10 protein-coding genes are annotated in these 12128 nt (G+C 65.6%); 9 read left to right on the top strand and 1 reads right to left on the bottom strand.

Annotation, left to right across the window (positions count from 1 at the left end):
• Window positions 1-6: 6 nt before the first annotated feature.
• From BUQ73_RS09680 to BUQ73_RS09700, 5 genes are all read left to right on the top strand, one after another.
• Window positions 7-1359, top strand: coding sequence for an LLM class flavin-dependent oxidoreductase (locus BUQ73_RS09680; protein WP_079227637.1), 1353 nt, complete (start codon window positions 7-9; stop codon window positions 1357-1359).
• Window positions 1341-2396: an NADP(H)-dependent aldo-keto reductase gene (locus BUQ73_RS09685; RefSeq protein ID WP_079227638.1), complete on the top strand. Its 1056-nt coding sequence runs from the start codon at window positions 1341-1343 to the stop codon at window positions 2394-2396. Before BUQ73_RS09680 ends, BUQ73_RS09685 begins: the two co-directional genes overlap by 19 nt.
• Before the next feature lie 123 nt (window positions 2397-2519).
• On the top strand, window positions 2520-3368 hold the full coding sequence (locus BUQ73_RS09690) for an ABC transporter permease (RefSeq protein ID WP_079227639.1): 849 nt from the start codon (window positions 2520-2522) through the stop codon (window positions 3366-3368).
• Window positions 3365-5014 carry a dipeptide ABC transporter ATP-binding protein gene (locus BUQ73_RS09695; protein ID WP_079227640.1) on the top strand — a complete coding sequence of 550 codons (1650 nt, stop codon included), beginning with the start codon at window positions 3365-3367 and terminating at the stop codon, window positions 5012-5014. Before BUQ73_RS09690 ends, BUQ73_RS09695 begins: the two co-directional genes overlap by 4 nt.
• A gap of 353 nt (window positions 5015-5367) precedes the next feature.
• Window positions 5368-5610, top strand: coding sequence for a hypothetical protein (locus BUQ73_RS09700; RefSeq protein ID WP_079227641.1), 243 nt, complete (start codon window positions 5368-5370; stop codon window positions 5608-5610).
• A 342-nt stretch (window positions 5611-5952) separates the two neighbouring features.
• Here BUQ73_RS09700 and BUQ73_RS09705 read toward each other — a convergent pair whose 3' ends face one another.
• Window positions 5953-6408 (bottom strand): REP-associated tyrosine transposase, encoded by a 456-nt coding sequence (locus BUQ73_RS09705; RefSeq protein ID WP_079227642.1) that lies wholly within the window; start codon window positions 6406-6408, stop codon window positions 5953-5955.
• Window positions 6409-6953: 545 nt separating this feature from the next.
• On the opposite strand from BUQ73_RS09705, the gene BUQ73_RS09710 reads away from it, so the two are divergent.
• The 4 genes from BUQ73_RS09710 to BUQ73_RS09725 are packed head-to-tail and all read left to right on the top strand — an operon-like array spanning window position 6954 to window position 12098.
• Window positions 6954-8546, top strand: a complete 1593-nt coding sequence (locus BUQ73_RS09710) for an ABC transporter substrate-binding protein (RefSeq protein ID WP_416171821.1) — start codon at window positions 6954-6956, stop codon at window positions 8544-8546.
• Window positions 8543-9529 carry an ABC transporter permease gene (locus tag BUQ73_RS09715; protein ID WP_079230519.1) on the top strand — a complete coding sequence of 329 codons (987 nt, stop codon included), beginning with the start codon at window positions 8543-8545 and terminating at the stop codon, window positions 9527-9529. Before BUQ73_RS09710 ends, BUQ73_RS09715 begins: the two co-directional genes overlap by 4 nt.
• A complete protein-coding gene (locus tag BUQ73_RS09720) occupies window positions 9526-10389 on the top strand; it encodes an ABC transporter permease (RefSeq protein WP_079227644.1) in 864 nt (287 codons plus the stop codon). Before BUQ73_RS09715 ends, BUQ73_RS09720 begins: the two co-directional genes overlap by 4 nt.
• Window positions 10386-12098, top strand: a complete 1713-nt coding sequence (locus BUQ73_RS09725; protein ID WP_079227645.1) for a dipeptide ABC transporter ATP-binding protein — start codon at window positions 10386-10388, stop codon at window positions 12096-12098. The genes BUQ73_RS09720 and BUQ73_RS09725 overlap by 4 nt, the downstream gene beginning before the upstream one ends.
• Window positions 12099-12128: the final 30 nt, after the last annotated feature.

Consider the following 12128-nt stretch of genomic DNA (forward strand, 5'->3'; position numbering starts at 1 on the left):
AACCCCATGACCACCAAACAGATGAGCCTGGGCATGAACATCCTGGGCTTCGGTTCGCACTCCGGCGCCTGGCGCCAGGGCGAGGCGGCGCTCGATGCCTATATCGACGTCAACTACTACCGCGACATCGCGCGCATTTCCGAGCGCGGTTGCCTGGACGCGATCTTCCTCGCCGATGGCCCGGCGCTGCCGCCGGATGTGTCCGCCCAACCCGGCGGGCGCCTGGAGCCAACCGTGCTGCTCACCGCCGTAGCCGCCGCCACCGAGCGCATCGGCGTGATCGCCACCTGTTCCAGCACCTACAACGAACCGTTCAACCTGGCCCGGCGCATCGCCTCGCTGGACCATATCAGCGGCGGCCGTGCAGCCTGGAACGTGGTCACCAATGCCGGTGACGCGGCGGCGCAGAACTTCGGCCTGGCAGGCGCGCCGCTGCATGTCGACCGCTATGGGCGTGCCGAGGAGTTCGTCGATGTGACCCTGAAACTGTGGGACAGCTGGGAAGATGACGCAGTCATCGGTGACCGCGCCGCGGGCCGCTTCGCCGACCCGCGCAAGGTTCACACCCTGGACTTCCAGGGCAAGCACTTTCAGGTAAAGGGCCCGCTGAACCTGCCGCGCTCGCCCCAAGGGCGGCCGGTGCTGGTGCAAGCCGGTTCCTCCGAAGGCGGCAAGGCACTGGGTTCACGCTATGCCGACGCAATCTTCACCACCCAGACCACCTTGGCCGACGGCCAGGCGTTTTACCAGGAGATGAAAGCGCGCGCCAAGGCCTGGGGGCGCAACCCGCAGCACCTGAAGATCATGCCGGGCCTGTCGACCGTGATCGGCAGTACCGAGGCCGAGGCCCATGCACGTTTTGACCAGCTCAATGCCTGGCATGGCGAGCATGGCCTGCTGCAGCAGGTGGCGGGGCGCATCGGCATCGATGCCCGCGAGCTGGACCCGGACGCGCCGTTGCCCTGGGAACGGATTGGCGCGGTGGCGGACTTCGAGCGGGGGTCCCATGGTTTTCTCGAAGCCCAGTTGAACCTGGCACGCAGCGAGAACCTGACCATCCGCCAGCTGTCGCGGCGGATTCTGGTGGGGCATCGGTTGGCCGTCGGCACACCGGAGCAGGTCGCCGACACCCTGGCCGAGTGGTTCCTGGCGGGGGCGGGGGATGGCTTCAACATCATGCCCGACATGTTCCCGTCCGGTGCACGGGTGTTCGTCGAGGAGGTGGTGCCGTTGCTGCAGAAGCGCGGGCTGTTCCGCACCGAATACACCGGCACCACCCTGCGCGAGCACCTGGGCTTGCCCAAGGCCGAAAACCAGTTTGCAACCCAAGGAGTCGCACCATGCGCTACCGCCCACTAGGCCACACCGACCTTAAGGTCAGCCTGCTCAGCCTCGGCACCATGACCTGGGGCCACCAGAACAGCGAACAGGACGCCCACCAGCAACTGGACGCTGCCATCGCTGCCGGCATCAACTTCATCGACACCGCCGAGATGTACCCCACACCCACCCGCGCCGAAACCTGGACCACCACCGAGCGCTTCATCGGCAGCTGGATCAAAGCCCGCAGCAACCGCGACAAGCTCATCCTCGCCAGCAAGATCGCCGGCCCGGCCCGTGACCCGGGTGGCCAGGCGCACATCCGCGATGGCCTGTCGCACCACGACCGCAAGAACATTGTCGCCGCCCTGGAAGGCAGCCTGCGCCGGCTGAACACCGACTACCTGGACCTCTACCAGCTGCATTGGCCCGACCGCAGCAGCAACTTCTTCGGCATCCGCGAATACCCCTACGTCGATGACCACCCGCAAACCGCCGCCATTGCAGAAACCCTCGCGGTGCTCGACGAGCAGGTCAAGGCCGGCAAGGTGCGCCATATCGGCGTGTCCAACGAAACCCCATGGGGGGTGGCGCAGTTTCTGCGGCACAGCGAAGACCAGGGCCTGGCGCGTATTGCCAGCATCCAGAACCCGTACAGCCTGCTCAACCGCCTGTACGAGAACGGGCTGTCAGAGTTCAGCCACCGCGACGGCGTCAGCCTGCTGGCCTATTCGCCGCTGGCATTCGGGGCGTTGACCGGCAAGTACCTGAACGGGGCCAGGCCGGAGGGTTCGCGGTTGTCGTCGGTGTATCGCACGTTCAACCGCTATGGCAGTGACGAGGCCAACAGTGCCATTGGCAGCTATGTGCAGATTGCCCGGGAGCATGGGCTGACGCCGGCGCAGTTGGCCTTGGCCTTCGTGATCCGCCAGCCGTTCGTGGCCAGTGCGATCACCGGGCAGACCACCTTGCTGCAGTTGCAGGAGAACCTCGGTGCTTTGGAGGTGCAGCTCAGCGATGAAGTGCTGGCTGAGATCCAGGCCGTGCACCGCCGTATTCCCAACCCGGCGCCGTAGCCCGCATGGCAAGGGCTTCGCCCTTGTTCGCGGCTAAAGCCGCTCCTACAGGTTTTGTGCAGCCCCTGTAGGAGCGGCTTTAGCCGCGAAGAGGCCAGCACAGGCGATAAAGAAAGGACAGACATGAACGCGATTGCATTGACACCGACCACAGTGACCAGGCGGTGGCAGGTTCGCCCCGGCTTGATGCTGGCCTGGTCCATCCTGGCCCTGCTCCTGCTGGCAGTAGCCTTCCCTGGTTGGCTCTCCCCAACCGACCCCTTGGCCGCCGATGCGCGCCTGGCCTACCTCCCGCCCAATACCAACTTCTGGCTCGGCACCGACGAAAACGGCCGCGACGTCCTCAGCCGGCTGATCCACGGCGCCCGTCCATCGCTCTACATCGGCCTTGCCGCCACCCTGGTCGGCCTCGGCCTGGGCACTTCGCTCGGCCTGGTCGCAGGCCTGGCCCCGGCCTGGCTGGACAACCTGCTGATGCGTGGCGTCGATGTCCTGCTGGCCTTCCCCGACCTGCTGCTGGCGCTGGTCATCATTACCCTGTTCGGCCAGGGCACCAGCAACCTGATCCTCGCCGTCGGCATCGCCTCGGTCCCACGCTACGCCCGCCTGGTCCGCGCCCAGGCCCTGACCATCCGCCACGCCGGCTTCGTCGAAGCTGCCGTGACGCTGGGCCGCAAACGCTCGGCTGTGGTGCTGGCCCACGTGCTGCCCAACGCCGTGCAACCCGTGCTGATCCTGGCCTGCATCGGCTTGGGCGGGGCCATTACCGCCGCCGCCGCGCTGAGCTTCCTCGGCTTCGGCGCACCTCCGCCGGCGCCCGAATGGGGCGCGATGATGGCGGTGGCGCGCAACTTCATGGCCAATGCACCCTGGCTGATGGCCTGGCCGGCATTGGCGATCACCCTGACCGTCATTTCCATCACCGTCATCGGCCGCGACTGGCTGCGCCGTAGCGAGGGCAGAACCCCATGAGCATCTTCGAAAAGCACCCGGCACCCCTGGTGGACATCCGCGGCCTGCGCGTGAGCTTCAACGGTGTGCCGGTGGTGCACGGCGTCGACCTGCAACTGCATGCCGGGCAATGCCTGGCGCTGGTGGGCGAATCGGGCTCGGGCAAGAGCGTCACGGCGCGTACCCTGGTCGGCCTCACCGGGCGCGGCGCTCAAGTGCAGGCACAGCGCCTGGCCTTTGCCGAGCAGGACTTGCGTCAACTCGGCGAAAACGACTGGCAGCGTTTGCGAGGTGGGCGTATCGGCTTCGTCATGCAAGATGCCCTGGGCTCGCTCGATCCGCTGCGGCGCGTGGGTGCCGAGATCGAAGAGCCGCTGCTGTTGCACACCGACCTGGGTGCCGAGCAGCGTCGCTTGCGGGTGCTCGAACTGCTGCGCGAGGTTGGCGTGCCGGAGCCCGAAGTCCGTGCCCGGCAATACCCGTGGCAGTTGTCCGGGGGCCTGCGCCAGCGCGCGCTGATTGCCTCGGCCATCGCCTGCCAGCCGCGCCTGCTGATCGCCGACGAGCCCACCACCGCGCTTGATGCCACGGTACAGGCGCAGATCCTTGACCTGCTGGAGCAATTGCGCGCGCGCGACAACAGCCTACTGATGGTCAGCCACGACCTGGGGGTGGTTGCACGCCTGGCTGACTGGGTGGCGGTGATGCGCCATGGTGTGGTGGTGGAGCAGGGCAGTGTCGAGCAGATCCTGCAGGACCCGCAGGACCCTTATACCCAACGCCTGCTGAGCGCAGCGCGGGCGGTGCATTTTCAGCGTCCGCTGGTGCCGGCGCTGGCGCTGGTGGAGGACACCGTGGACGAGCAACCCTTGGTGCTGGAAGCACGCGGCCTGAGCAAGGCTTTCGTCGGGCCGGACGGCAAGCCGCGTGAGGTGCTGAGCGATGTGTCCCTGCAACTGCGCGCCGGGCAGACCCTTGGTGTGGTCGGCGAATCCGGCTCTGGCAAGAGCACGCTGGGCCGCATCCTGCTGGGCCTGGAGCGACCGGAGCAGGGCAGTGTGCAGTTGGCCGGGCAGGACTGGCTGGCACTTACCACCGCACAGCAGCGCCAGGCCCGGAAGGGGATTCAGGTGGTGTTCCAGGACCCGTTGGCCTCGTTCGACCCGCGTTATACCGTGTTGCGTGTGCTGGCCGAAGCGCTGGCCCAGGCCGGTGTACCGCGTGGCTTGCAGCGTACCGAGGCGGCTGCGTTGCTGGAGCGGGTGCAGTTACCGGTGGGGCTGCTGGACCGTCGCCCGCTGGAGTTGTCTGGCGGGCAACGCCAGCGCATCGCGATTGCCCGGGCGCTGGCCATGAAACCCAAGGTCTTGGTGCTGGATGAGCCGGTTTCGGCGCTGGACGTGTCGGTGCAGGCGCGGATCCTGGCATTGCTGGCGGAGCTCAAGGCGGAGTTGAACCTGGCTTGCCTTTTCATTTCCCATGACCTTGGCGTGGTTGAGCAAGTAAGCGATCAGGTGCTGGTGATGCAAGCGGGCCGTGTGGTGGAGCAAGGGCCGGTGGCGCAGGTGCTCGGGCAGCCACGTCATCCCTACACCCGAGCCTTGCTCGATGCGGTGCCGCATCTGCCGGCGGCGCGACCTAGGTGGTTTGAGCGGATTGCAGTGTAAACCTGTGCCGGCGTTTTCCCGGGCTTGCCCGCGAAAGCGCCAATGCAGGCAGTAAAAAATCAGATTTAACCGCTTTCTTGTAGTCCATTTCCCAAAGATACTCTTCCCCCGCATTTTCCGTTGCGGTTGCTCTGGTAGGGCTCTAGTCTCGGCCTGTCGCTGCTCATCAGCGACACGGCTTTGACAGGTCGTAACGGTATTATGCATGTGGCTCGCCTGATATGGCGGCTGTACGTGGGGCACGCTTGCGTGCGCCGGAACTTGCATAGTCCGCCGGTCTGTCAACCCATGTACAGCTGCCACCCGAGTGTTTGACAGCATTCAGGGGGAAGCGCCCTCAAAAGGACCATGCGATGTTGAAGATTGTCCCCGATCCACCCCACGATATTCATTCCCTAGAAGACACCCTCATCCAGGCCACGGACTACGCCCTGTGCGCGGCGACTGTGGTGCATCAGGCATTGCTGCTGCAGCCCAAGTCGCCGGCGTCGATTCTGATGATGGCCTCGATGCATGAGATGGAGGCGCTGCGGGCTTTGCTCGAATCCGCGTTAATCCAGGTACAGATGCCCAGTGGGCCTCGGACGTTGCACTGAGGCTTGAGTGATGTGCTGGCCGGGCTGGCCAATCGCGGATAAATCCGCTCCTACAGGTTGTGTGGTTCTTGTAGGAGCGGATTTATCCGCGATGAGGCCCGCCCAGGCATTCGAGAATTCTCAGGGAGATTGACCAATGACCACAGACGACACCCAATGCACCGTCGGCAAGACAACGTTCTTCCAAGGTGAAAATCAGGCCCACCCGCTGTTTCGCATCGAACCCGGCATTCCTTGCCTGTGAGATCGAGCGCCGCCCGCGCGGCGCATCGCGGATGAATCCGCTCCTTGTATGTTGCAGCGTGCCGAACCTGTCAGGTCCTGGTTGTCAGCCTTTGGTGATCAGATCCAGATTGCATCCCAATGTGGATAGTCCCCGATTCTGCTTACCAGGCCTGCTCTGATGGGGTTGGCAACAATGTATCTTGCGGCCTTTACCACATCATCTTCCCTGCGTAAGGCCCGGTCGTGATATCCGTCTTGCCAGACCGGGGCCGCAATGGTTCCTGCCTTACGCAATTCGTGGCTCGACCTTGCTTTGAAACGGCGCATCAGTGTGCTCAGGGTTATCTCTTTGAGTTCGATCAGCCAATGTATATGGTCAGGCATTACCACCCATGCCAGTGAGTGACAGCTGTTCTCCTGATCAGCAAGACGCAGGTGCCTGATTACGGTTCGAGCGCGTAGCAAATCCAGGAACAGGGGGTGGCGGTTCTGCGTGACGGTTGTGAGCAGGTAGAGCCTGCCGGGCTCTGAACATCTGCCTCGGCGTAGCAGGCAACCTTTTTGTGGGGGCATGTTGGTTATCCATGAACGTGTGTCTTCCCTTTCAGCCTAGTTTGGTGGGAGTAGGTTCAGGTGCAGTATGGTTTGCAGATGTGTCTGTGATGTTCGACGCAAGAGGGGTTGCGCCTATCAGATCGAGCGCCGCCCGCGCGGCGCATCGCGGATGAATCCGCTCCTACATTTGTTGCAACGTGCCGAACCTGTTACGCCATGGGCGCCAGCCCTGGTGCATGACTTGAGCCGTACAAACCGGCTGACAACCATGGCCTCACTGGCATGGCCACGTTGCAACAAATGTAGGAGCGGATTCATCCGCGATGCGCCGCGAGGGCGGCGCTCGATCTCATAGGCGCAACCTCGCTATCGACGAACACTGTTGCCCCCCAAACACCCCCCAGACATTTTGCCCCCGCCCCAGCACCAAATCGCCCCCAAACCCCAGCAAAATCAACCCCTTGAACCCGGCACAACTCCTGCAACAGGCCTTTCACAGCCCAGTCCCCGCAGGAGCGCCCTTGAACACACCCATCCTCCCTCTGATACCGCTCTGCACCGCACTGGCCTTGCTCGGCTGCGAAAAAGCCGGGCAGCACAGCGCGCAAAGCACAACGCCACAGCAGGGCGGCACCCTGGTCTACGCTACCGACCGCGAGCCCACCTGCCTGGACCCCCACGTGGCAGGCGACATGCCCCAGGTGTTCGTGGCCCAGCAGTATCTCGACTCGCTGGTTTCGATGGACAGCCAAGGCCAGATCGGCCCCTGGCTTGCCAGCCGCTGGGACGTCTCCCCAGACGGCCTGCGTTACACCTTCCACCTGCGCCGCGACGTGCACTTCACCGACGGCACCCCATTCAATGCCGAAGCGGTCAAGGCCAACCTCGACCACATGGCCAACCCCAAGACCCAGTCCAGCACCGCAGGGGGTTATATCCGCCAGTACCGCGGCACCAAGGTGCTTGATCCCTACACCGCCGAGGTCACCTTGGCGACGCCATACGCCGCGTTCCTCGAAGTCCTCGCCCAGGGCTTTCTCGGCATCCAGTCACCCACCGCGCTGCAGCGCAGCCGCGACGAAAACTGCGAAAGCCCGGTGGGCAGCGGGCCGTTCAAGGTGGTGCGCTGGGACCGGCAGAACCAGGTGGAACTGGTGCGCAACCCGGACTACAACTGGGCGCCGCCGACTGCGCAGCATCAAGGCCCGGCCTACCTCGAACGCATCGTCTGGAAGTTCATCCAGGAACCCTCGGTGCGCTTTGCCTCGCTGCAGGCCGGTGAGGTCGACGTGATCGAAGCGCTGCCGCCAGAGTCCCACGAGGCGGCACGGCGCAACCCCGACGTCGACCTGATCATCGCCCAGCGCCCGGGCAACCCCACCAACGGTACCTTCAACCTGCGCCGGGCGCCGTTCGACGACATCCGCGTGCGTGAGGCCTTCGTGCGTAGCGCCGATGTCGAGGGTGCGCTCAAAAGTGTCTACTTCGGCGAGTTCCCCCGCGCCGGTGGCCCGCTGAGCATGGCCACGCCGTTCTACAGTGGCGACTTCGAACACAACCAGGACTACGACCCGGCCCGCGCCGCCAGGCTGCTCGACGAAGCCGGCTGGACTGGCCGCGACAGCGAGGGCTACCGCACAAAGAACGGCCAGCGGTTGCGCGCCGTCGTGCTGATCGGTGCGCGCACGCCACCGTCGGAACTGACCCTGTGGGAGCAGGTGCAGGCCACCACCCGCCAGGCCGGCCTGGAGCTGGTGCTCGACCAGATGAGCGACGCCCAGGTCACCGCTCGCCAGGCCGCCTGGGACTACGACATCCGCATCGGCTACTGGAATACCAACACCCCCGACGTGCTGCGCATCATCTTCACCAGCGCATTCGTGCAACCGGCCGGGGTCGGCGGCTACCACCAGAACTCCTCCGGCTACGCCGACCCCGGCTACGACGCGTTACTCGACAGCGCCCTGGCCACCCAGGACGCCGACCAGCGCCGCCAGCACTACTTCAAGGCGCAGCAACAGGCCGCCGCGCGCTACCTGCAACTCACCACCTACCCGCAAAGCACGCGCCTGGGCATCTACAAAACCGCCCACGGTGTGCGTCTGGAGCCTTCGCTGGCGGTGACCTACCTCTATGACGCATGGGTGAACAAATGAGTACGACGACACTGGCGATAACCGACCCGCGTCGCGAACGCCTGGCTGCCCTGGGCCGGCGCGCTGCCATCCGGCTGGGCGGCGGCGTGCTGGTGCTGTGGGCGGTGGCGACCCTGACGTTCTTTGCCCTGCGCCTGATGCCAGGTGACCCGGTGCTGGCGATTCTCGGTGGCCCCAGCGCCAACCCGACGCCGGAAGCGATCGAGGCCGCCCGCGTCGAGTTCGGCCTCGACCAGCCATTGGCGGTGCAATACGTGTTCTACATCGGGCGCCTGCTGCACGGTGACCTGGGTGTGTCCTACTCGCAGCACCTGCCGGTCACCCGCGTGCTGGTCGAACAGGGTGGGGCAACGCTGGAGCTGACCATCGCCGCGTTGGCACTGGCCTGGCTGCTGGTCCTGCTGCTGACGGTGGTCACGGCCGGGCGTGGCCGGGTGGTGGGCGGCATCGCGTCGCTGGCCGAAACCCTCAGCGCGGCCTTGCCGCACTTCTGGCTCGGCGTGGTGCTGCTGGCCGTGTTCGCCTTCGGCCTGCGCTGGTTCCCGCCTGCCGGTAGCGACAGCTTTGCCAGCCTGGTGCTGCCGGCGTTCTCGCTGGCGATTCCGTTGGCCGGCTTCATTGCCCAGGTCACTCGCGAATCCCTTGAGCTGACTCTCGAACAACCCTTTGTGCTCACGGCTCGCACACGGGGGCTCAGCGACCTGGCCGTGCGTTTTCGCCATGCCCTGCGCCACGCCTTGCTGCCTGGCGTTTCGCTGTCGGGCTGGGCCATCGGCGCGTTGATAAGCGGTGCGGTGGTGTGCGAGGTGATCTTCTCGCGCAAGGGCATCGGCCGCCAGCTGTACCAGGCGGTGCAGGCCCAGGACATGCCACTGGTGATCGGCATCAGCCTGGTGGTGGCGGCCGGTTATGTACTGGCGAACATTCTGGTCGACCTGCTGTACCAGTGGATCGACCCACGGCAACAGGAGGCTGCAGCATGACTGACCTGACCCTTGAACGAACCCTCGCACCATTGCATCGCCAACGCCAATGGACGCTGCCGCCACTGGGCGCCAGCCTGGCGATCCTGTTTCTGTCGGCTTTGATTCTGGCCGCGCTGGCGCCCGGGCTGTTCACACGCATCGACCCGCTGGCCATCGTCCCCCGTGATGCGTTCCAGCCGCCCAGCTGGGCGCACTGGCTGGGTACCGACCAGTCGGGCCGGGACATCTTTGCGCGGATCATCCACGGCGCGCGGCAGAGCCTGCTGATCGGCGTGGCGGCCACCGCCATTGCCATGGCCATTGCCATCACCCTCGGTTTGCTCAGCGGCCTTGGCGGCGCGCGGGTGGACCGCGCGCTGGGCTGGTTGCTGGAGGTGCTGTTCGCCTTCCCCAGCCTGGTGCTGGCGCTGTTGTTCGTGGCGGTGTTCGGCAGTGGCGTCGGCCCGTTGATCGTCGCCACCGGGTTGGGTGGTGCGCCGGGTTATGCGCGCATGGTGCGCGGCCAGGTGCTGGCAGTGCGCAACGCCGGTTACATCGAGGCGGCGCGGGCATTGGGGCACCCGACCTCGCGCATCGTACTGCGCCAGTTGCTGCCAAACGCGATGCGGCCATTGGTGGTGACACTGACCATGGGCGTGGGCCAAGCCATCGTATGGGCTTCGGCGCTGAGCTTCCTCGGCTTGGGCGCCAGGCCCCCTGCGCCGGAGTGGGGGACCATGTTGTCCATGGGCCGCGGCTTCATCGCCAATGCCTGGTGGCTGACCTTCTTCCCCGGCCTGTTCATCGTCCTTACTACCTTGGCCACGACAGTGACTGGCCGCTACATCCAACAACGCCTGGAGGGCCGCCTGCCATGAACGACAAGACCTTGATCGTCGAAGGCCTGAGCGTGGCCTTTGCGGGCCATAGTGTGGTGCGCGACCTGTCCTTTACCTTGCCGGCTGGGCGCTGTGTGGCGTTGGTCGGCGAGTCCGGTTCGGGCAAGAGTGTCAGTGCCCGCAGCCTGGTTGGCCTGGCCGGCGCCAAGGCGCAAGTGAGCGCCCGCCAGCTGAGTTTTGCCGGGCATGACCTGCTCGACCTAGGCGAACGCCAGTGGCGCGAAGTACGCGGCAAGGACATCGGCTTCGTGCTGCAGGATGCGCTGGTGTCGCTCGACCCGTTGCGGCCGGTAGGCAAGGAAGTGCTCGAAGTGCTGCAGACTCACCGCTACGGCGACCGCCAGTCACGTGCTGCGCGGGTGCATGAGCTGCTTGAGCGGGTAGGTGTGCCCGACGTCGAGCTGCGCGCTCGCCAGCGGCCCGGGCAATTGTCCGGTGGCTTGCGTCAGCGCGCATTGATCGCCAGTGCCCTGGCCCTGGACCCTGCACTGGTGATCGCCGACGAGCCGACCACTGCCCTGGACGCCACGGTGCAGGCGCAGATCCTCGAGGTGTTCCAGCAGATCAAGGCCCGCGGCGCCTCGCTGCTGATCATCAGCCACGACCTGGCGGTGGTTGCGCAACTGGCCGACGACGTGGTGGTGCTGCGCCACGGCGAAGTGGTGGAGCAGGGGCCGATGCAGCAGGTGCTGCGCCAGCCGCGCCACCCCTACACCCGGGCCCTGCTGGCCGCGGTGCCCGCCGAGCACCCGCGCGGCAGCCGGCTGTCACCAGAGCGGGCAGGTGTGCGCCGTGAGCCGCGTGCACACGCTCACAGTGATGTACTGCTGGAAGGGCGTGGCCTGGGCAAGCGCTATCTCGGCCCGGACGGGCTGGGTCGCCAGGTGCTGCAAGGTGTCGACTTCACCCTGCGCGCCGGGCGCACCTTGGGCATCGTTGGCGAATCCGGCTCGGGCAAGACCACGGTGGCGCGCATTGCCCTCGGCCTGTTGCAGCCTGACCAGGGTGAAGTGCTGTACCGCGGCCAGCCTTGGAACCGCCCGGCCAATGCCGTAAGCGAAGCAGTGCGCCGGCCATTGCGCCGCGAGATCAGCGTGATCTACCAGGACCCGCTGGGCTCGTTCGACCCGCGCTGGAGCGTGGCGCAAATTCTTGATGATGCCTTGCAGGTGGCCGGTATCGAAGCGGCGGCCCGGCCGGCGCGGATTGCCGTGCTGCTGGGCCAGGTGCGCTTGCCGGTGGAGCTGGCCCAGCGCCGGCCATTGCAACTGTCTGGCGGCCAGCGTCAGCGAGTGGCGATCGCCCGGGCGATTGCCAGCGAGCCGAAGGTGATCATCTGCGATGAACCGGTTTCGGCCCTGGACGTGTCGGTACAGGCCCAGGTGCTCGATCTGCTGACTGATCTGCAGGACGAGCTGGGCCTGGCCTACCTGTTCATTTCCCACGACCTGGGGGTGATCCGCCATGTCAGCGACGATGTGCTGGTGATGCGCCACGGCCAGGTGGTGGAGCAGGCGCCGGTCGAGCAATTGTTCGAGCGCCCGGCCCACGCATACACCCAACGGCTGCTTGGCGCGGTACCACGCCTGCCCGGCAGCGGCGCCGCCCTGGTGGTGCCACCGCTGGACCTGGAACACGAAGCCTTCGACCTGTTCGACGAAACCCGCCTCTGGAAAATCGCGATCTGACCAGTATCACCAATTTCAGATGAATAGCAG

The sequence above is a fragment of the Pseudomonas putida genome, from assembly GCF_002025705.1.
GTDB lineage: Bacteria > Pseudomonadota > Gammaproteobacteria > Pseudomonadales > Pseudomonadaceae > Aquipseudomonas > Aquipseudomonas putida_J.